Raw genomic sequence first — 20436 nt, forward strand, 5'->3', positions numbered from 1 at the left:
GTCAGTTCCCCAGTCGTCGCATCTCGTCGCGGAAGGTTTCCTCGGTCCAGGGCGTCCCGTCGGGGGCGTTCAGGCCGAGGTCGTTGAGGCCCTTGATCAGGCCGGGCAGGTCGTGCGTGCCACGCCCGAAGACCTCCATGATCGAACCGGACAGCTTCAGCTCATAGGCACTGAACGGCTCGGGATGCGTCTGATGCGCATCCAGGTATTGCTGATGGATCATCTTTCCTCCTGTACGGGTGCGGGAAACAGCAGTGCGGGGTCGATCCGATCGGTGGCCAGGCCCTCGGCGATCACCATGAACGCGGTCGACCACTCCCGGAACGAGTCCGGCCGGGTCCGGTGACTGGGCGCCTGAGCACCGTCGATGATCACGAAGACACCGTTGTCGACACCGCCGGCGATCGATTGCGCCTTGACCACCGAGGTGGTCTGCTCCGGCACCGCGGCGATCACCAGGGTCGGGACCTCGATGCGGCGCAGGGTCTCCCACAGCCGCGGATCGTGCTCGTCGACCTCGGGGTCCACCAGAACCAGACTGATCAGCCGGGTGCCGTGGTCGGCGGCCAGGTCGAGGGCGGCGCGGGCGTACGCCCCCGGGGCGATCAGGTGCACCGCCACCTCCGGCAGGGTCTCCGGGGCCGGGTCGGCCTCGGCCAGAATCACGGGGTGGGCGACATCGTCGTCGGTGACATTCATGCGGCATCTCCATCCGGTTTCGGGATGTGCACCGGAGGGGTGAAGGCCCCCGGTGCCGGGCTGAGATCGTCGATCACGACCTCGATCAGGGCCGGGCCGCCGACGGCCAGAGCCTCGCGCAGTGCGGGGCCGAAGGTTCCCGGGATGCCGGTACGCCAGTAGGGCATCCGGAACGAGGCGGCCAGGGCGCCGAAGTCGGGGGTGAACAGGTCCACCCCGGCCCGGTCGAAACCGTTGGCCTGCTGCATGTTGCGCAGGACACCGTAGCCGTCGTCGTTGAACACGATCACCACGCACTGGGCACCGGTTCCGCCCAGGGAGGCCAGTTCTCCCAAGTGTACGGCGAAGCCGCCGTCCCCGGCCATCACCACGGTGGGCACCTCGGGGCGGCCGACCGCGGCACCGATGCCCATCGCCAGGCCCTGCCCGATGCCGCCGCCGAGGGGGAAGATGTTGGATTCCCGCGCGTAGAAGTCGAGCAGCCGGTTGCCCCACTGCGAGGACGGGATGGTCACGTCGCGGGCCACCACGGCCTCCCGCGGCAGTTGCGCGCGCAGCTCCCGGCAGATCTCGGCGTACCCGCCGATGACGGCGTACAGGTTCTCCCGGACCTCGGTGCGAACCGCCCGGACCCGGTCGGTCCAGGCCGGGTCAGTGGCCGGTTCACCGAGGTGGGTCAGCAGCCCGGCGAGAACCGGCTGCGCGTCGCCGAGCAGGCCGGTGGTGGCCGGATAGGGCCGGCTCAGCGCGGCCGGATCGAGGTTGATCCCGATGTGCTCGTTCGTCAGCTGCAGGTGATAGGTGCGCGTCTCGTTGGAGCGGAAGTGCGTCCCGATGGAGATCAGCAGGTCGGCCTCGGCGAGCAGCGCGGCCCCCTGCGGGGTGGAGCCGAAGTTGCCGATCACCAGGTCGTCGTCCTCGGGCACGATGCCGCGCCCGGAGTTGCTGGTGATCAGGCCGGCGCCGAGGCGGTGGACCAGTTCGGCGAGTTCGGTCCCGGCTCCGGCGGCGCCGCCCCCGGCCCAGATGATCGGACGCCGGGCCGCGGCGATCCGGGCCGCGGCGGCGGCCAGGTCGGCGTCGGCCACCGCCGGGACCGGTGCGGCCGTTCCCGCGGTGGCGGGCGTCTGGGCGTCGGGGCGGGCGAGGTACTGCAGGTCGGTCGGCCACTCCACCGAGGCCGGCCCCTGCGGGGCGGTGAGGATGTGCCCGATGGCCTCCTCGAGGACGGCTTCCACCCCGTCGGCGGTCGTGATCCCGGCGGCGTGCTTGGAGACCGCGTCGAGCATCTGCAGCTGGCGCGGGACCTCGTGGATGACGCCCTGGTTGCTGCCGACCCACTGGGATTCGACCTGCCCGGTGATGTGCAGGACGCGGCTGCCGGCGGTCAGTGCCTCCACCATCGAACCGGCGGCGTTGCCCGCTCCGGTGCCGGTGGAGGTGAGCGCGACCCCGATCTTCCCGGTCGCCCGGGCGTACGCGTCGGCCGCGTTCACGCAGGCGGCCTCATGGCGCATCTCGACGAAGCGCAGGTCGCGGGCGACGGCCTCGACCAGGGGCAGGTTGTGGATGCTGATCACGCCGAAGGCGACGTCGATGCCGTGGCGGTGCATCACCCGGACCAGCACATCACCGCCGGTCTGCGGGCGCGCGGACGCGGTGGCGGGCTGGTCGCTGGTCTGCTGGTGGGTCACGGATGCTCCCTGGATGTTCGGGCCGGTCTGGCTGGTGGTCATGGCTGCCGGGTCACCCCGCCGCCGACGTCGATGCTGGCGCCGGTCAGGTAGCTCGCCCGCGGGGACAGCAGCGAGACGATCGGGTAGGCGACCTCCTCGGCGCGCCCGAAGCGGCCCAGGGAGATCCCCCGATCGGCCGCGATCTCGGCGCTCCATTCCGAGTAGCTCTGGGTTCCGCCGCCGGCGGCGTACGCCTCGTAGCGGCGACGCCACTGGCCGGTGTCGATCAGGCCCAGGCAGACCGAGTTGATCCGGATGCCCTCGGCGGCCAGTTCGGCGGCCATCGACCGGGTCAGGTTGAGCAGCGCGGCCCGCGCCGCGGAGGTGACCGCGAGTCGGGTCTCGGGCTGGCGGGCCAGGATGGCGTTGACATTGACCACCGCGCCGACCGGCGAGGCGGCCAGGGCGGGCCGGGCGGCCCGGATCACGTTCCAGGAGCCGAAGACCTTCAGTTCCAGTTCGGTCCGGATGTCGTCGTCGGAGGCGTCGGTCAGCGTCGACATCAGCGAGCGGCCGGCGTTGCAGACCGCCGCGTCGAGGCTGCCGAAGTGGGCCAGGCCCTGCTGCACGGCGGCTTCGACCTGGGTCCGGTCGGTCACGTCGGCGGTCACGGCGTACGCCCGCTCGGCGCCGGGCAGTGCCCCGACGGCGGCATCGAGCCGGCCCTGGTCGCGGGCGCAGGCGATGACGTTCGCGCCCTCGGCCAGCAGCAGTTCGGTGGTGGCCAGGCCGACACCGGAACTGGCCCCGGTGACCAGGACGGTGCGGCCCTCGAGTTGCAGGTCCATCGATCTCTCCTAGGTGGGCATCACGAAGCCACCGTCGACGACGATGGCCTGGCCGGTCAGGTAGCCGGCGGCGGGGCTCGCCAGGAAGGTGACGACTCCGGCGACGTCGCCGGGCACCTGCTCCCGGGGCAGCGCGCGGTTGGTGGCATAGAGGGCGTAGCGGTCGGCCGGGACCGTCTCGGTGGCCTCGACCCGGGTCAGACCGGGCGCGACGGCGTTCACCCGGATCCCGTGGGGGCCGGCGTCGCGGGCCATCGTCCGGGTCATGGCGAGCACCGCGCCCTTGGAGCCGACGTAGTGCACCAGCCGCGGGGAGCCGTAGAAGGCCGCGTCGGAGGCGACGTTGATGATCACCCCGGCGCCGCGCTCCAGCATCGGGGCGACCAGGTGTTTGCTGACCAGCCAGGTGCCCATGGTGTTGATCCGCAGCACCTGCTCGAAGGCGGCCTCGTCGAGTTCCCAGAAGGTGTCCCCGCCGACCCCGTCGGCCTTGGCGGCACAGTTGACCAGGACCTCGGCTCCGCCGCGGGCGGCGACCTCGGCCGCGAACGCGCGGACCGAGGCCGGGTCAGCGATATCCAGGGCGTACGCGGTGACATCGCGGCCGGCGGCCCGCAGCTCGGCGGCGGTCTGCTCGGCGAGATCGGCGCGCAGGTCACCGATCACCACCCGATCGTCGATGAAGGCTTCGGCGATCGCGCGGCCGAGGCCGCGGGCGCCGCCGGTCACCACGACCAGGCGGCCGGTCGCGGCGGGGTCGGGGGTCTGCTCAGGCATGGATGTCTGCTTTCTCCCAGAATCGGGTCAGGGCGGCGACCATCGCCTCGGGTCGTTCGGTGACCGCGCTGTGGCCGGCGTCGGGCAGCACGGCGTACGCCGCGCCCGGGATCAGCGTGGCGAGCAGTTCGGATTCGGCGACCCCGGTGACCACGTCGTCGGCGCCGACCACCACCAGCGTCGGTACGGTGAGCCCGCGCAGCAGGTCGGTGTTGTCAGTGGCGGCCATGAACTCCGCGGCCACCCGGTAGCCCGGCACCCGGACCCGGGCCATTTCGGTGCGCACGGCCTCGGCCACCGCCGAGGGTGCGGTCGGAGACACCAGTTTGGGCGCGCGGCCGGCCGCGAACGCCGGCGCACCGGCCTCGGTCAGCGCCGCCACTCGGCCGCGCATCGCCGCCGCCCGCTCGCCGGTGATGCCGGAGCCGCGGGTGGAGTCGGCCAGGGTCAGGGTCCGGATCCGATCCGGGGTCCGCGCGGCCACCTGCGCGGCGATCACCCCGCCCCAGGAGGTTCCGAACAGGTCCACCCGGTCGATCCCGAGCGTGTCCAGTACCCCGAGCACGGCCGCGGGCAGATCGACCGCGCCGGTGGGGTCGGCGGAGTCGCCATAGCCGGGAGCGTCCCAGGCGTACGCCGCGATCCCCCGGGCCGCCAACAACTCGGCGGCCGCGCGGCACGACCGGGCGTTCCCGCCGATCCCGTGCAACAGCAGGACGTGTCGGGTCGGCTCCCGATCGGGAATCGCGGCGAGCAGACTGATCCCGCCGGAGGTGGTGACCCGGGTGGTGGACACGGTGGACATGGGGCTCAGAACCGTCCGCTCGCCGCGCGCTGCTCGGGGGTCTCCACCGCGTCGTTCTGGTCGGCGAGGAAGTAGTCCGCGCGCGCCTCGACCCGGTCCCGGGCGCCCGGGTCGGCGATCCCGGCCATCGCCGTGCGGACCCCGGCGGTCGGCGGCCCGGCGGTGCGCCACTGGTCGGACAGTTCGGGAGTACGCCGCCAGGTGCGGCACAACCAGGTGTCCTCGTCGATCTCGGCGACCTCGGAGGTGTACTCGCACACCAGATCGGCGGGGTCGGTGAAGTAGGAGAAGGTGTTGTTGCCCGGGCCGTGGCGCCCCGGTCCCCACTGCGGGGTGATGCCGTGCACCTTGAGGTTGCCGATCCCGCGCATGAAGTGATCGATGGACGGCAGTTCGTAGGCCACGTGGTTGATCGAGGCCCACGGCGCCTGGTTGAACGCGATCACATGGTGCTTGGGGGTGCAGCGCAGGAACGCCATCTGGTGCTCCGACCAGTCCGAGATCCGCATCCCGAGCACCTGGGTGTAGAAGTCGGTGGCCGCGTCGATGTCGGTGGTGTTCAGCACCACGTGAGCAAGATGGCGCGGCACCGACTCGTAGCCGTTCACATCGCGGTGCACCACCGCGTTCACGTCGGCGGCGAGCTCGATCACCCGGCCCTCCGGGTCGACCAGGGCGCAGGAGTAGCCGCCAGCGGCCTCGTCGTGCTTGCCGGGGGTACGCAGCAGCGGGATCCCCAGGGCCTCCAGTTTCCGGGCGGCCGCATCGACCTCGCGCGGCGTACCCACGGCGAAGCTGATCCCACCCATCGCATTGCGCGGTCCGGCCTCCAGCTTGAGGATGTGGTGATCGGGCCCGGTGCCGCGCAACCAGAATCGGTCGGTGTCTGCCTCGCTGACCCCCAGCCCCCAGACCTGCTCGTAGAAGTCCTTGGACTGCCCCGGGTCGGGGACCTGCAGGGTGACCGAGCGCAGGCCGCGCAGTCGGACCACCGGCTCATCGCTGTAGTACACGGTTGATTCCTCTCGCCTCAGATGTCCAGCACCAGTTCGGCCCCGCGGCAGCGGGAGACACAGATGCACATGGTTTGCCCGGATTCCTTTTCCTCATCGGTGAGCAGGTAGTCCCGATGGTCGATCTCCCCGGAGAGCACCCCGGTCTCGCAGGTGCCGCAGATGCCCTCCATGCAGGAGGCCGGCACCTGTACGCCGACGTCGGCCAGGGCGTCCAGGATGCTGTGCTCGGCCCCGACCGGGACACGTTGGCCGGTGCTGTGCACCACGACATCGAAGCCGTGGTCGGCCTCGGCGTCGGGATCGACGACCGGCTCGGGTGCCTTGAACCGCTCCAGCCGCAGATTCTCCGGCAGCGGCATCGCGGCGGCGACGGCGTCCATCAGCGGGGCGGGGCCGCAGCAATAGACGATCGTGCGCGGATCCTGCGCTCCCAGGATGCCGGTCAGGTCGGCGAAGCGGCCCTCCTCGTCGTCGACGTGCACGTGGACGCGTTCGGCCGGCAGCTGGGTCACTTCGGCCAGGAAGGCCATCTGGGCCCGGCTGCGTCCGGTGTAGAGCAGCGACCAGTCCGCGCCCCGGGCGGCCAGCTCCCGGGTCATCGCGATGATCGGGGTGATCCCGATCCCGCCGGCGATCAGATAGTGCTTGGGCTCGCTGCCCCGGTGACTCTCCTCCAGCCGGAAGGCGTTGCGCGGCCCGTCAACCTCGATCTCGGCACCGACCGGGAGCTGGTCATGGATCAGGCTGCTGCCCCCGCGGGAATCCGGAGCCCGCAACACGGCCACGGTCCACTGGGTGGCATCGGCGGGGTCGGAGCACAGGGAGTACTCGCGTACCAGACCGTTGGGCAGGTGCAGCGCGAGGTGCGCTCCGGGCCGCCAGGTCGGCAGCGGCCCGCCCGCGGGGTCCACCAGCGTGATGCTGGTGATCCCCGCCGCTTCCCACCGCTTCTGGTGCACGCGCAGCGTACGCCGGGTGTCAGTGGTTCCGGTCTCCATGGGTCAATCCTCCTCCGGCACCGCAGGGTGTCGTGGTTCAGCGAGTGACGCCGAACATCTCCGAGCTCGGCGGGTAGGTCGGCAACTGCGGCTTCTTGGTGCCGATGATCACGCAGAACAGCGCGTCGGAATCCCCGACGTTGGCCAGGCTGCGCGGAACTCCGGCCGGCACGACGATCAGGTCGCGGTAGCCCAGCCGGCGGGTGGCCTTCTTGGTGCCGTCCTCGACATCGTGCACCGACACCTCGAGCTCGCCCTCCAGGACGAAGAAGGCCTCTTCCACGTCGTGGTGGGTGTGCTCGGGGCCGACCGCACCGGCGGGCAGCCGCATGTTGGAGAAGGTGAAGTGATTCGAGGGGATGATCCGGTTGTCGTTGTCGAAGTTGCCGGTGGCGCCGGAGCCGAGGTAGCGGATCTGGGCGCGGCGGAAGCGGTCGCCGCCCGCCGCGGCCTGGAAGCCGAGGGCGTCCCAGTCCTCGTAGCGGGTCTCCCGGCTGGCGATGCAGGAGTCGATCAGTTGGTCGAGATCGACCGGCTGCTCGGTGGCGGTGGGGTTCTCGGTGGTGTCGGACATGATGTTCGGTTCCCTCATTTCTCGGTGGCTGCGGTCTCGGGGCGGGCCGGCGTACCGGCAGTGGCCGCCCGAGCCTGTTCGGCGGCCCAGGGCAGGGGCTCACCGGTGATATCCAGGTAGATGGATTTCTCCAACATGTAGGACCGGATGCCCTCGCGGCCCTTCTCGATGCCCATCCCGCTCTCCCGGCGGCCGGTGAACGGGGTGGAGATCGAGAACTGTTTGTAGGTGTTGATGTAGACGGTGCCGGCCTGGATCTGCCGGGCGACCCGCCAGGCGCGGCGGTAGTCGGCGGTCCAGATGCCACTGGCGAGGCCGAAGACGGTGTCATTGGCCTGGCCGATCAGGTCGGCCTCGTCGTCGAAGGGCAGCACCACCGCGACCGGGCCGAAGATCTCCTGCTGGCAGATGGTGGCGGTGTTGTCGACCCCGGTCAGGATCGTCGGCAGGTAGTACGCCCCGTCGGCCAGCGCCGGGTCGTCCGGAATCGCCCCGCCGACCAGCACCTGCGCGCCTTCGGCGACCGCCCGTTCCACCATGGCGGCCACCCCGTCGCGGTGTGCGTGGTTGATCATCGGGGCGACCTGCGTACCCGGAGCAGTCCCCGGCCCGACCCGCAGATTCGCGGTGGCCTGCACCAGGGCGCCGACCAGGTCGTCGTAGATCCCGCGCTGGACGAAGATCCGGGAGCCGGCGATGCAGCTCTGCCCGCTGGAGGAGAAGATCCCGAACAGCAGCCCCGCCACGGTCTGGGTGAGGTCGGCGTCGTCGAAGACGATCGTCGGGGACTTGCCGCCGAGTTCCAGGGTGACCGGCATCAGCTTCTCCGCGGCCAGTCGAGCCAGGTGGCGGCCGGTGGTGGTGCCGCCGGTGAAGGTGAGCTTGGCGACGTCGGGGTGGGTCACGATGGCTTCGCCGACCGTACGCCCCGGCCCCGGCAGCACCGACAGCAGGCCCGCGGGCAGCCCGGCCTGCTCGGCCAGGCGGGCCAGGTACAGGGTGACCCAGGGGGCCCAGACCGGCGGCTTGGCGATCACCGCGTTGCCGGCGGCCAGCGCCGGGGCGATCTTCTGCGCGTCGGAGGCGATCGGTGAGTTCCACGGGGTGATCGCTCCGACCACGCCCATCGGGTCCCAGCTGGTCATCGTCAGCGACGGACCGCGCCGTGGGGTGAGGCTGTCCTCCAGGGTCTCCAGGGCGGCGGCCACGTAGCGGAAGGTGCCGGCGGCGCTGCGGGCCAGCGCCTCGGTCTCGCCCAGGGTCTTGCCGGTGTCCAGGGTCTGCAGCGCCGAGATCTGTCCGGCGTGTGCCTCGATCTGCTCCCCGATCCGGTACAGCACCCGGGCCCGCTCGTGCGGCATCAGCTCGGCCCAGCCGGAGGCGGCGACCGCCGCCTGACCGGCCCGGACGGCCTCGTCGACATCGGCCACGGTGGCGGCGGTCAGCGTGGCGAAGACCCGACCGGTGGCGGGGTCCACCGACTCGATCAGCTCTCCGTCACCGCGGCGCCACACGCCCCCGACGAAGATCTCGTCGCGGAGCACGTCGGGATCGATGCCGGCCGCCGGCGTCGGAACGAACTGAGTGTCCATCGGGAGGGCACCTCTCTGTGGGGATGGAATAAGTCTGAGCGCTAAGATATTTTGCGTCAAGACTTTTGGTGGGAAAATCAGGAGGACTTCAGATCACGGGGTCAGATCACCGAGGGTGGCTGCCGGGTGAGCATGGCAATGCTGTGCAGGGCCGAGTAGGGCGTGATCGCACTGCTGCGCGGATTCGCGGCGCTGGGGTGGTTCTGCACCTCGAAGGCATAGCGACCCAGTTCCCCCACCGCCTCGATCCGGTGGGTGGTCACCGTGGCGGCGGGGTCGGCGGACAGCTCGATGGTGAGACACTCGGTGCCGCCGATGGCCAGGGCCACTCCGGCGGCCACGTTGAGCGAGTCCGGGAACAGCTGCACCGCCTCACCGGCGGTCCCGGCGAAGACCGCGACCGGCGCGGTGGCGTCCAAGATCCGGGTGGCCTGCGCGGGTTCCATCCAGTCCCGGACCAGGGCCTTCGGCTTCTTGGTGGTACGCAGGACCACCCGCTCGAAGCCCCCGGCACGGCTGGCCGAGGAGAGCAGATCCAGCCCGCCGACCGCACCGTGGGTCCCCAGCAGGCGCCCCGGCCCGAGCGTGGCCAACCGGCCCGCCAGGCGCGGATCGAGCAGGGCCCCGACCGAGGTGACCAGCAGGTCGACCCCGGCACTGGTGACCGGATCCACGATCTCGTGCACCGCGGGCTGGCCGGCGCATTCCACGATCAGGTCGGCCCGCTCGACCGCGGCGGCCAGCTCGATCTGTGCCACCGGCGGATCGGCCACCGGCGAGCGGTTCACCACGCCGACCAGCTCGGCGCCGGGGACCCGGCCGGCAGCGAGTTCGCGGGCCACCACGGACCCGATCTCACCGTGGCCGAGGACCACGACGCGCAATGCTCGGCTCACGCCGCCCCACCGGTCAGTTCGGTGTGCCGCAGCAGCTGGGTGACGTGGCCGCGGATCTCCACGAAGCGCGGGTGGGTCTTGGTGCTGAAGTGGTCGCGCGGATGCGCCAGGTCGACGTCGATCGTCTCGGCCACCACGCTGGGCGGGGTCGACAGCACGATGATGTGGTCGGCCAGGTAGACCGATTCGTCGATGTCGTGGGTGACGATCAGTACGGTGATGCCGAGCTTGCGCTGGATCTTCAGCAGCAGGTCCTCCAGATCGGCGCGGGTCTGGGCGTCGACCGAGGCGTACGGCTCATCCATCAGCAGCAGCTTGGGCTGGGAGGCCAGGGCGCGGGCGATCGCCACCCGCTGCTGCATGCCGCCGGACATCTGCCAGGGGTACAGCTTCTCCCGGCCCTTCAGCCCGACCGCCTCGATCGCCTCGGCGACCCGGGCGTCCCGCTCGGCGGCGGGCAGCTTGGACAGCGGGAAGGCGACGTTCTTGTCGACCCGCAACCAGGGGTAGAGCGAACGGGAGTAGTCCTGGAAGACCATCGCCAGGCCCTCGGGAACGCCGTGCACCGGGTTGCCCTCGAAGGTGACGGTGCCCTCGGTGGGCTCGTCCAGGCCGCTGATGATCCGCAGCAGGGTGGACTTGCCACAGCCGGAGGGACCCACGATGACACTGACCTTGTGCGCCGGGATCGAGGCGGTGATGCTACGGACCGCCAGGTTGTCGCCGTAGGACTTGGAGATTCCGTCCAGCTGCAGTTCGGGCAGCTGGGTGGTGGTGGATGTGTGCTCAGTCATGTTGGGCAGTCGCTCCTCGGTGCCAGGCCAGGACCCGGCGTTCGATCAACAGGAAGATGAAGTTCATGACCACGCCGAGGGCGGCGAGGACGATCAGCACGGCCCAGAAGCCGGCGTAGTCGAATTGGCGCTGGGTGGAGATCAGCAGGTAGCCCAGGCCGTTCTCGGACTTCTGCAGTTCGGAGATGATCATCAGGATCAGCGACATCGCCATCGCGGTGCGGATGCCGGCGAAGATCTTCGGCCCGGCCCCCGGCAGGACGATCTTGCCGAGGACGAGGTGGGCCGGGATCCGGAAGATGGCGGCGGCCTGGGCACGGGTCTCGCCCACCGATTTCACCCCGTCGATGGTGTTGAACAGGATCGGCCAGACCACGCTGAAGGTGATCAGGAAGATCTTCGGGGCATCGCCGATGCCGAACAGGAAGAAGAAGACACCGAGCAGGGCCGGGCTGGGCAGCGAGCGACCGAGGTGGATCAGCGGCTGGAACAAGGCGGTGAGCAGCGGCGAGAGCCCCAGCACGATGCCGAGACCGACGCCGATCACGATCGCCAGGGCCAGACCGGCCAGGGCCCGGCTGACGCTGGGGATGAAGTCGTGGTAGGTGGCCTGGCCCAGGAACAGCTGGCTCGGATCGGGGCTCAGGAACATCTCCCCGGCCCGGACGAAGGCGTTCAGCGGCGTGGGGACGAACAGTCCGCCCGCCTCGGACTGGGACAGCGCGTACCAGGCCAGCAGGATCAGGATCGGGACGATCAGGCGCAGTCCGATCCGGGCCGGCCGGGACAACGTGCCGCGGCGTTTGCGCCGCGCGGGCGCCGCCGTCGACGCGGAGGTGGCCGCGGGGACGCTGGGTGCGGCGGAGGCCATCGGAGACTCCTTCGGGGCGGGGCTGGTGGGGTCGGGGCTGGTGGGGTCGGGGCTCGTGGGCGCGGGGCTGGTGGGCGCGGGGCTCGTGGCTCCGGTCGGGCTCGGGTGGGTCATCACTGCGCCAGCCCCTTCTTCCAGCCGAACAGGCCGTTGTCGAGTGCGGCCATCGCGAGGCTGACCAGGACGCCGATCACGCCGGCGACCAGAGTGGCGGCGTACACCAGGTCGAGGTTGGCGGCATTGGCGCTGTTGGACAGGATGTAGCCGCCGATGCCGGTACCGGACCCGATCAGCAGTTCGGCCGAGACCGCCACGATCAGGCCGATGGAGGCCGCGATCCGGACGCCGGTGAACGCGAACGGCAGGGCCGCCGGCAGGGTGACCCGCCAGACGATGCCGATCTCACTGACGCCGAAGCTGCGCGCGGTCTGGATGGCGGTGGTGTCGGCCCCGCGGACGCCGTACATGGTGTTCAGCAGGATCGGCCAGACGCAGGCCAGGGCGACGGTGATCGACAGTGGCAGCATGCCGGCGCCGAGCAGCAGCACCAGGATCGGGCCCAGGGCGATCGAGGGAAGGACCCGGAAGGCCTCCACCGGCAGTTCGAACATGATCCGGACGATCCGGCTGGCGCCCATCGCGCCACCGAGCAGAACGCCGGCGACGGTGGCCAGGGCCAACCCGAGCATCCATTCGACCAGCGTGAAGCCGACCGCCTGCCAGAACTGCGGATCGCCGAACAGGCCCACTGCGCCGAGCAGGACCTTGCTGGGGACGGGCAGGCCGGGCTTGGTGAAGACGGTCCGCAGCAGCAGTTCCGCCACGGCCATCGAACCGACGACACCCACCACTCCCAGCATGATCTGGCGATTGCGGCTGTAGGGCTCGCGCAACAGGTTCATCGTTGTCCTGCCTCTCGGGGTAGGTGTCGTCGGGGACGGCTCACTTGCTGGGCTGCCAGACGTGGTCGGCGGCGTTGTAGGCCGGCTTGACCAGCCCCTGGGCCTTCACGATGTCCACGGCCTTGGTGTATTCGTCCATGTGGAAGGCGTCGTAGTAGGTCGGCATCGGCATCTGCTGGGCCACGTCCGGGGACACCTTGGCGATGCTCGGCAGCCACTGGCGCAGCGCCGACTCGTTGTTCTTCAGGTCGGCCCCGGAGGCGTACATGGCGCGGGCGAAGGCGGCGGTGGTGTCGGGGTTGGCCTTGATGAACTTGTCGCTGGCGACATAGTCGGAGGCGGCCAGACCCTTGTTCGGGCCCTCGGTCAGGTCGGCGACCTGGCGCAGCCCGGCCTTGCGGGCGGCGGAGGCGAACGGCTCGGGCATGTAGCCGGCCTCGATCGAGCCTGCCTGGACGCCGGTGACCATCTCGGCGAAGGGCACCTCGACCCAGTTCGGCGTGACGTTGAGGCCCTTGGCGGTCGCCAGGTTCTTGAAGGTGATGTCACCCATGTTCCGGGTGGTGTTGATGCCCAGGCTCTTGCCGTTCAGGTCGGCCATCGACTGGATCGAGGAGTCGGGCTTCACGAAGATGCCGAGGCCGCCGTCGGCCAGGGCGCTGGTCAGCACGACCGTCTTGATCGGCAGGCCGGAGTCCGCGGCCATCGAGGTGCCGAACGGGGTGGAGTTGGTGATGTCCAGCTCGCCGGAGGCGACCTGCTGGATGCCGACCGGCCCGCCCTGGACCGGAACGATCTCGACGCTGAGGCCCTCCTTGTCGAAGAACCCCTTCTCCTTGGCCCAGTAGAGGGCGGCGTAGTCGGCCAGCGGCAGCGAGCCGACCTTGATGCTGGTCTTCTCGAGCTTGCCGTCGGCAGCGCTGTTGGCCGAGGTGCCCCCGCCACAGCCCGTGAGGGCCAGCGCGAGCGTGACCGCTCCCGCGACGATCATCGTCCGAAGCTTCTTCATTGTCATTCCTTCGACTGGAGCCGGGGATCCGGCTCATCGTCGAGCCGGACTGAGCAGATACCTTACCGCTCAATATTTTTGGTGTAAAGCAATATTGCGAGCCCGGGGCGCCGTCGGTCAAGGGGCTGGGCGAGATTCTCAGCAGGCGTTGCGTGTCGGTAACCTGCGTGCTCAAATATGATCTACCTGTTTATTTTTGAGGAGTTCTCATGGAGATCGCGATCATCGGCGGCGGCATCGGCGGCCTCACCCTGGCCCTCGCCCTGCGCCGGGTCGGCCTGTCTGCCACGGTGTACGAACGGGCCCGGGCCTTCGCCCGGGTCGGCGCCGACATCAACCTGACGCCGAACGCGGTGCGCGCCCTGGACCCGCTGGGGGTGGGGGAAAAGCTGCGCGAGACCGCGGCGCGGCCGAAGTTCCGGATCAGCCGGGACGGGTACACCGGGGCGGAGACCTCGCGGCTGCCGATGTCGGATGCGGCCGAGGAGCAGTACGGCGCGCCCCAGTTGACGCTGCACCGCGGGGATCTGCTCTCGGTGCTCGAGGCTGCGGTCGGCCCCGATGTCCGGCTGGGCCACCAACTGGAGTCGTTGCGGGAGCAGGATGGCCGGCAGGTGCTGACCTTCACCAACGGGGAGGCGGTCACCGCGGACGTGGTGGTCGGGGCCGACGGGATCCACTCCGCGGTCCGGGAGGCGGTCTGGGGGCCGGAGCATCCGACCTTCACCGGGGTGGTGGCCTACCGGGCGGTGGTGCCGACCGCGAAGCTCGCCGGGGCGGCGGATCTGGACTGCTTCACCAAGTGGTGGGGCAACGACCCGGCGATCCAGATCGTCACCTTCCCGCTGACCCGTGGGGAGGAGATGTTCATCTTCGCCACGACGCCGCGCCCGAGCTGGACCGAGGAGTCCTGGACCACGCCGGGCCGGATCGAGGATCTGCGCGCGGCGTACGCCGACTTCCACCCCGAGGCGCGCGCCCTGCTGGATGCCTGCGACGAGGTGCTCATCTCCGCGCTGCACGTCCGCGATCCGCTGCCGACCTGGAGCACCGACGCGGTGAGCCTGCTGGGGGATGCCTGCCACCCGATGATGCCGTTCATGGCCCAGGGCGCCGGGCAGGCGATCGAGGATGCCGTCGTGCTGGCCCGGGCGCTGCAGGCGTACGCGTCGGTGCCGGAGGCGCTGCGCCACTACCAGGACGCCCGGCTGGAGCGGACCGCCCGGATCCAGATCGGCTCCCGGGGCAATGCGTGGCTGCGCGAGGGCGGGAACGCCGACTGGGTGTACGCCTACAACGCCTGGGACGTGGCGGTGTGAGCGAACAACTGGTGACCCCCGTGCTGCGGGCCCTCAGCCTGCTGGAGTGGCTGGTGGCCGGCGGCGCGGTGGACAACCTGAGCGAGGCGGCCCGGGAGACCGGGATCAATCGCGCCACGTTGGCCCGCCTGCTGGCGACCTTCGAGGCCGGCGGCGTCCTGACGCGCGGGGCCGACGGGCGGGTGGAGTTCGGTACCCGGATGGTGCGGATCGCCGCCGGGGTGCTCGGCGATTCGGATCTGATCTCGGCGGCGCAGTCGGTGTTGCCCCGGCTGGCCGGCGAGCTCGGCCTCACCGCGCATCTGGTGACCCTGGACGGCGGCGAGGTGGTGTTCCTGCAGCAGCATCTGCCGCAGACGGCGCTGGTCAGCCGGATCGGGGTCGGCAGTCGGGTGGCCGCGCTGGATGTGGCTCCGGGTCGGGTGCTGCTGGGACTGGCCCCGGCCGACGGGATCGAGTGGAGCCGGTCGGGGCTGGAGACCGGGGTCGGGGCCGCGGCCACGGGGGTGGCGCGGGGGCCGGGCGGGACCGACCTGGTCGCCGCGATCAGTGTCGCCGGCCCGCAGTGGGCGGTCGATGAGGTGGCCGACCGGGTGCCGGAGGCCCTGCGTACCGCTGCGGAGGCTATCGGGGCACGGCTGCGCTGAGGGTGGTACGCAGCCGCTGGGCCCGCATCGCGAGCTCGGCACTGTCGCACAACCGGCCCATCTTCCGCAGCGCGGATTCGACCACCTCCGGGCCGTAGCGGCGCACGGCCGCGTCGTCGGCGGCCAGCTCGACCAGCAGCTGGGTCGACTTCAGCAGCCGGCGGGCCGGGGTGAAGCGCGGCAGACAGGCCACGGCGATGTTGGCCAGTCGGACCGCCAGGTGGTGGCGTCCGCGCAGGTGGGCCCGTTCGTGGCAGATCACCGCGCCCAGTTCGTCGGGGTCGAGCTCGGCCCGGACGATGCGGCCGATCACCACCGTCGGGCGCGGCGCACGGAAGGAGAAGGCCACCGGGACGTCGGTGTCGACGTAGCGCACACTCACCCCGTCGCGGCGCTCGGCCTCTTGCGGACAGTCCAGCACGGCCGCCCGGAGCCGGTCGGAGACGCCCAGTTCGCGGCGTACGACCGGCTCGGAGCGGCCCATCAGCAAGGCGTACCCGGCGCCCAGCACGAACACACAGCACCAGCCGGCCAGACTCCGGATCAGCCCGGCCGGCCCCTCGGCCATGGGCAGCCGGGCGGCCAGGACCGCGCAGCCGACCCCACACACCAGCGCCGCCAGCCCACCGACCAGGGCGGCATGCCAGCAGGCCAGCGCGCATCGGGGTCGCCAGACCTGCCAGCGCGCCCGGGACAGCAGCGGCGGGGCGAGCACGGTACAGACCGCGGCCAGGACCACACCGGCGCACAGCACCGCCGACAGCAGCACCATCAGGAGCGTTTCTCGGCGCGGCCGGGACGCCGGCGCTCGGCGATCGCGGCCTGCAGCACGGCGAGGTCATCCGGCCCCAGGTCGCCGGCGAACCGGAGCAGTGCCGCGCCCCGATTGCGATCCTCGGGCAGCGCCTCGAGCATCGCCCGACTGGCATGCTCGGCCTCGGTGATCGCGGCCTCGAACTGCACCCGCCGGGTCGCCTCCCCCACCCGTCGGACCAGGCCCTTGTGGCCGAGCCGGTCCAGGGCGGTGAGCAGCGTGGTCTGGGCCGGACGTCGGCCGGCCACCCGGTCCTGCAACTGCGGTGAGGTGAGGGGGCCCTCGGCCGCCCACAGCGCCGCCATGATCGCCCCCTCCAACTCACCCGGTGCCCGGGTTCGCTCCCCTGCCACTGCGTACCTCCCCTGTTCGTCCGCGTCAGCCATTCTCGTCGGTCTCAGGCACTCATGGCGACCAGCATGACGCCCATTCCCGCAGCCATCACCGTATGACAGCCGGCATGCAATCGGTGCCGCCGGCCGGTCACCGTACGCCCCAACCACCACAGCGCCGCCGCGGCGCACAGCCCGACGAAGCCGAGATTGATCGCATGCGCCCAGGCCGGGGTCGCGGCCGCGACGGCGGCCGCGCCGTGGTCGCCGTGGTGCGCGTGGCCCCCGTGGTCGTGGCCGGCCGCCGAGCCGGCCATCAGCAGCGGCATCGCCACCAGCATCCAGATCATCGCGACATCGAGCAGCACGTGGCTGCCGACGTCGACCCGATTGACCGTCGATCCGGCGCGGCGCCAATTCAGCGACAGCGAGACCGCCAGGACGACGAACAGGGCCACCAGCGCCCACAGCGCGGCGTCGCCGATCATCACCCACGTCATCAGGATCATCGCCGCGCTCATCAGGCCGTGGTTCAGGTCGACCACCTCGGCGTCGGTCAGCGTCCGCGGCCCGGTTCCCGCCAGGATCCGCCGCCGCGAGGTGATCAGATGGACCAGGCAGTACGCCCCGGTCAGGCCGAACGCGACCGTAAGGGCGACGTTGACAGGAAACGAAAGCATGGCGGTACTGTATCTCTACTTGTTGTAGAGAAATGCCGGGAGTTCATGTGTCAGTCGTCGAGAAGACCCTGCCGGCGGCCGAGCCCCCGCAGGCGCCGGAGGTTCCGGTCCGGCCGGGGCGCCGGGTCAACTGGTTCGCCGCTTTCTGGCGCTGGCACTTCTACGGCGCCCTGCTGGTGATCCCGGTGCTGCTGGTGCTCGCGATCACCGGACTCACCTACCTGTATCGCGCCCAGGTCGACGACTGGACCCATCCGGGCGTCCTGACGGTGGCGGTCCCGCCGGGTGCCGAGCGGCTGCCGCTGGCGCAGCAGGAGGCGGCGGTACGCGCGGCGTACCCGGACCGCACCATTGTCTCGCTGACCGACAACACCGGGGATCGGACCACGGTCTTCGTCACCGGATCCGCCCCCGACAGCCGCAATGTCTATGTCGACCCCTACCGGGCGCAGGTGACCGGTGATCTGGCGCCCGACCAGCTGGTGTCGGACTGGGCCGAACGGATCCACGGCACGCTGCTGATCGGGGATGTCGGCGATCGCATCGTCGAACTCGGGGCGTGCTGGGCGATCGTGCTGACCGTCACCGGCTTGTTCATCTTCTTCCTCGGCCGGCGACCGCGCCGCGGGGCGACCGCGAAGGGCCATCGCGGGGCGCGGCTGCGCGGCGCGCATGCGGTGATCGGACTGCCGGTCGGGCTCGGCCTGCTGCTGCTGGTGGTCTCCGGGTTGCCCTGGACCGGCCTGTGGGGGGCGCAGGCGCAGCAGCTCGCCGCGACCGGGCACTCCTCGCTGTGGGGCGACGACCCGGGCGCGGAGTCGAAGCTGGGCCCGCTGATCGAGGCGACCGACGGCAAGTCGGGGCCGGCCGGGTGGGCGGTGGCCAATGGCCCCACCGGCACCAGCACCGGATCAGCCGGGCACCCGATCTCCATCGACCGGGCCGTCGCCGTCGCCCGGGCGGCGGGGGCACCGGGACCCTACAAAGTGATCTATCCGGTCGACGCCACCGGGGTCTACAGCGTCTTCGGCGGCCAGTGGTCGAACAACGGGAATCCCGCGGAATCGGATGTTTCGAAGGAGCTGACGATCCACGTGGACCAGTACTCCGGACAAGTGGTGGGGACCTACGCCTATGCGGACTACTCCGCCCTGGCCAAGACCGTCTCGCAGGGCATCGCGCTGCACGAGGGGCGCCGCTTCGGCCCGGTGAACACGATGCTGACCACGCTGTTCTGTCTGGCGGTGATCTTCCTGTGCCTGTCGGCACCGATCATGTGGTGGACCCGGCGGGGCACCGCGTCCGGCGTCGCCGCGCCCCGGGCCCGGCTGCCGATCCTGGGGTCGCGGATCCTGCTGGTGGCCCTGGTGGCGCTGGGGATCTTCCTCCCGATGTTCGGGCTGTCACTGATCGTGATCCTGGCGCTGGATCAACTCCTGATCCGGCGGGTGCCTGCGCTGGCGAAGTTCTTCGGATCGGTCGGCTGAGCGGGCCGAGCGTCAGAACGTAGGAAACGGTGCAGCAGATTTTCGCCAGGGCCAGTCAGCGGCAGTTTCACCCGGGTCCGGCGGAGTCTGCTGCACCATTTCCGACGGTCAGGCGCGCAGCTACGGGGTCCACCCGGCCCGCTCGATGGTTTTCATCACCGCGGCCAGGACTCGGCCATACGCCGGGTCGGTGGCGTAGCCGGCCCTGGCGACCGCGGCGGCAAAGGCGTACGGCTCGGTGGTGGCGAAGGCTGCCGCGTAGCGCGCGTTCTTCCGCAGGAACTCCCCGTGGCCCCGGAAAGCCGCAGCGGCGTCCGGATAGACCCGGAACCAGTCGCGGACCACGTAGTCGTACCGCCCGTCCGGACGTCGGGTGACCGAGATGATGCTCGGGAATCCGGTGGCATTGGGAGTGTTGAGCACCTCCCGGGTGCGCCACAGTTGACGGGTCGCCGGCGGGTCGGTGGCTCGGGCCTTGATCCCGAAGAAGTTGAAGCCGGCGGCGCGGCGCCCCCAGCCGGACTCCAGAGCCGCCTGCCCGAGCGTGACCAGGGCGGGTACGCCGGTGGCCGCCTGACCGGCCCGGGCGTGCGCGGCGTAGCGGGCAACGAACGCGCGCGGGGTGAGCTTCCTGCCGGTGGCCGCGGCGGGCCCCGGGCTTGGGGCAGGACCAGGACTCGGGGCAGGACCAGGACTCGGGGCGGGCGCGCCGCCGATCCCCGGTACTCCGCCGAGGAAGAGGGGGCTGGGATTACGGGCGCCCTCCCAGGACAGTTCGATGTGGGCGTGGTCGGTGTGGGGCGACTGCCCGTGGTACTCGCGCCACCCGCCGTCGCCCTCATGCCGCCGGGGCCAACCCCACTGGCGCTGGTTCCAGATGATGTAGACCACCTGTAGTTCCACCGCGTTCGCGATCAACCAGGCAACATACTGTTCCATGGCAGCCAGTTCATTCGGGCGGGTAACCCGGGCGAAGGCGTCCACCGCACGCCCCTCCCCGTGCACCGAGGGAGTGCTGCGTCCACGAACCGGCCGGCAGTTGTAGGTATCGGTCGGGCGCCCGGTCAGCCGTCGCCACTGGGCGGCCAGGGCTTTGGCGCCGGGGGTCTCCGAGCCCGTGCAGGCTCCGGTGCGCGGCCGGACGACCACGCCTCTGAGTCGGTCGGGGGTCGGCGTCAACGTCGGGCCGGCCGGCGTCGGTGCCGGGGTCGGATATGTGCCGGGGGTGGGCGTCGGCGCCGGGGCCGCGGCCGGAGTCGGCGCCCCCAACCGATCCCGGTACGCCGTCACCGCCCGCCGCGCCCGCACATCCGCATCACCCGACAAATACGTCCACAACCGCCACACCCCACGCACATCAACATGCGCATAATTACTCCCCACCCCGATCCCCAACTCCCGCCCACCAACCGCCAACGCCACCTCAGCAATCTGCGTCCCCGTCAACCCCGCCACCACAATGTCAGCCGCCTGACCCGAACAATGCCGACTCAACGTCGGCCGCTTCCCCCGCCCCCGATACAACGCCACATTCCGACCCCACGACCGAAACCCCGAATCAATCCGCACCGGACGCCCCACCCGATCCCGAATCCCCTGCAACAACCCCACCAACACCGGCGAAATCCGCGCCCGATCCGAAACCCGACCCCCACTCGAGGCCAACTCCCCCACCGAGAAACTCGCCGACAACCGCAACC

22 protein-coding genes are annotated in these 20436 nt (G+C 70.8%); 3 read left to right on the forward strand and 19 right to left on the reverse strand.

Annotation, left to right across the window (positions count from 1 at the left end; all coding sequences use genetic code 11):
- Nucleotide 1 precedes the first annotated feature (1 nt).
- From G531_RS0113770 to G531_RS0113840, 15 genes are all read right to left on the reverse strand, one after another.
- Complete coding sequence (locus tag G531_RS0113770; protein WP_026927703.1) at nt 2-223, reverse strand: recombinase-like helix-turn-helix domain-containing protein; 222 nt, start codon at nt 221-223, stop codon at nt 2-4.
- Entirely contained in the window at nt 220-699 is a 480-nt protein-coding gene (locus G531_RS22645) for a hypothetical protein (RefSeq protein WP_051215498.1), read from the reverse strand. Before G531_RS22645 ends, G531_RS0113770 begins: the two co-directional genes overlap by 4 nt.
- Complete coding sequence (locus tag G531_RS0113780) at nt 696-2393, reverse strand: thiamine pyrophosphate-binding protein (protein ID WP_026927704.1); 1698 nt, start codon at nt 2391-2393, stop codon at nt 696-698. Before G531_RS0113780 ends, G531_RS22645 begins: the two co-directional genes overlap by 4 nt.
- 38 nt (nt 2394-2431) lie before the next feature.
- On the reverse strand, nt 2432-3223 hold the full coding sequence (locus G531_RS0113785; protein WP_026927705.1) for an SDR family oxidoreductase: 792 nt from the start codon (nt 3221-3223) through the stop codon (nt 2432-2434).
- A gap of 9 nt (nt 3224-3232) precedes the next feature.
- The gene (locus G531_RS0113790; RefSeq protein WP_051215499.1) at nt 3233-4000 is read right to left on the reverse strand and encodes an SDR family oxidoreductase; all 768 of its coding nucleotides are present in this window, start codon (nt 3998-4000) and stop codon (nt 3233-3235) included.
- A complete protein-coding gene (locus tag G531_RS0113795; RefSeq protein WP_035758984.1) occupies nt 3993-4805 on the reverse strand; it encodes an alpha/beta fold hydrolase in 813 nt (270 codons plus the stop codon). Before G531_RS0113795 ends, G531_RS0113790 begins: the two co-directional genes overlap by 8 nt.
- 5 nt (nt 4806-4810) lie before the next feature.
- Entirely contained in the window at nt 4811-5818 is a 1008-nt protein-coding gene (locus tag G531_RS22650) for a VOC family protein (RefSeq protein WP_051215500.1), read from the reverse strand.
- 17 nt (nt 5819-5835) lie between these two features.
- Nucleotides 5836-6819 (reverse strand): PDR/VanB family oxidoreductase, encoded by a 984-nt coding sequence (locus tag G531_RS0113805; protein ID WP_026927708.1) that lies wholly within the window; start codon nt 6817-6819, stop codon nt 5836-5838.
- A 37-nt stretch (nt 6820-6856) separates the two neighbouring features.
- Nucleotides 6857-7393, reverse strand: a complete 537-nt coding sequence (locus G531_RS0113810; RefSeq protein ID WP_026927709.1) for a cupin domain-containing protein — start codon at nt 7391-7393, stop codon at nt 6857-6859.
- 14 nt (nt 7394-7407) lie between these two features.
- Nucleotides 7408-8985, reverse strand: a complete 1578-nt coding sequence (locus G531_RS22655) for an aldehyde dehydrogenase (protein WP_081684125.1) — start codon at nt 8983-8985, stop codon at nt 7408-7410.
- Nucleotides 8986-9086: 101 nt separating this feature from the next.
- Nucleotides 9087-9881: an aspartate dehydrogenase domain-containing protein gene (locus G531_RS0113820; RefSeq protein ID WP_026927710.1), complete on the reverse strand. Its 795-nt coding sequence runs from the start codon at nt 9879-9881 to the stop codon at nt 9087-9089.
- A complete protein-coding gene (locus G531_RS0113825) occupies nt 9878-10675 on the reverse strand; it encodes an ABC transporter ATP-binding protein (protein ID WP_035758987.1) in 798 nt (265 codons plus the stop codon). Before G531_RS0113825 ends, G531_RS0113820 begins: the two co-directional genes overlap by 4 nt.
- Nucleotides 10668-11546, reverse strand: a complete 879-nt coding sequence (locus G531_RS0113830; RefSeq protein WP_026927712.1) for an ABC transporter permease — start codon at nt 11544-11546, stop codon at nt 10668-10670. Before G531_RS0113830 ends, G531_RS0113825 begins: the two co-directional genes overlap by 8 nt.
- A gap of 113 nt (nt 11547-11659) precedes the next feature.
- Nucleotides 11660-12448: an ABC transporter permease gene (locus G531_RS0113835; RefSeq protein ID WP_026927713.1), complete on the reverse strand. Its 789-nt coding sequence runs from the start codon at nt 12446-12448 to the stop codon at nt 11660-11662.
- A gap of 40 nt (nt 12449-12488) precedes the next feature.
- Nucleotides 12489-13457: an ABC transporter substrate-binding protein gene (locus G531_RS0113840; RefSeq protein ID WP_035758988.1), complete on the reverse strand. Its 969-nt coding sequence runs from the start codon at nt 13455-13457 to the stop codon at nt 12489-12491.
- Nucleotides 13458-13666: 209 nt separating this feature from the next.
- Between G531_RS0113840 and G531_RS0113845 the strand changes: the two genes are divergently transcribed.
- Both G531_RS0113845 and G531_RS22660 read left to right on the forward strand, forming a co-directional pair.
- Nucleotides 13667-14776 (forward strand): FAD-dependent monooxygenase, encoded by a 1110-nt coding sequence (locus tag G531_RS0113845; protein ID WP_026927715.1) that lies wholly within the window; start codon nt 13667-13669, stop codon nt 14774-14776.
- Complete coding sequence (locus G531_RS22660; protein WP_051215501.1) at nt 14773-15423, forward strand: IclR family transcriptional regulator; 651 nt, start codon at nt 14773-14775, stop codon at nt 15421-15423. The genes G531_RS0113845 and G531_RS22660 overlap by 4 nt, the downstream gene beginning before the upstream one ends.
- Here the strand turns inward: G531_RS22660 and G531_RS0113855 are convergent.
- The 3 genes from G531_RS0113855 to G531_RS0113865 are packed head-to-tail and all read right to left on the reverse strand — an operon-like array spanning nt 15401 to nt 17249.
- A complete protein-coding gene (locus tag G531_RS0113855; protein WP_026927716.1) occupies nt 15401-16195 on the reverse strand; it encodes a M56 family metallopeptidase in 795 nt (264 codons plus the stop codon). The genes G531_RS22660 and G531_RS0113855 overlap by 23 nt on opposite strands.
- On the reverse strand, nt 16195-16590 hold the full coding sequence (locus G531_RS0113860; RefSeq protein WP_026927717.1) for a BlaI/MecI/CopY family transcriptional regulator: 396 nt from the start codon (nt 16588-16590) through the stop codon (nt 16195-16197). Before G531_RS0113860 ends, G531_RS0113855 begins: the two co-directional genes overlap by 1 nt.
- 44 nt (nt 16591-16634) lie before the next feature.
- Nucleotides 16635-17249 carry a DUF5134 domain-containing protein gene (locus tag G531_RS0113865; protein ID WP_026927718.1) on the reverse strand — a complete coding sequence of 205 codons (615 nt, stop codon included), beginning with the start codon at nt 17247-17249 and terminating at the stop codon, nt 16635-16637.
- Between the two features lie 47 nt (nt 17250-17296).
- On the opposite strand from G531_RS0113865, the gene G531_RS22665 reads away from it, so the two are divergent.
- Complete coding sequence (locus tag G531_RS22665; protein ID WP_051215502.1) at nt 17297-18736, forward strand: PepSY-associated TM helix domain-containing protein; 1440 nt, start codon at nt 17297-17299, stop codon at nt 18734-18736.
- Between the two features lie 120 nt (nt 18737-18856).
- Here G531_RS22665 and G531_RS24760 read toward each other — a convergent pair whose 3' ends face one another.
- A complete protein-coding gene (locus G531_RS24760) occupies nt 18857-20410 on the reverse strand; it encodes a glucosaminidase domain-containing protein (protein WP_282705474.1) in 1554 nt (517 codons plus the stop codon).
- Nucleotides 20411-20436 lie beyond the last annotated feature (26 nt).

Origin of the sequence: Granulicoccus phenolivorans DSM 17626 = NBRC 107789 = JCM 15570 (assembly GCF_000423085.1) — a bacterium.
Lineage (GTDB): Bacteria > Actinomycetota > Actinomycetes > Propionibacteriales > Propionibacteriaceae > Granulicoccus > Granulicoccus phenolivorans.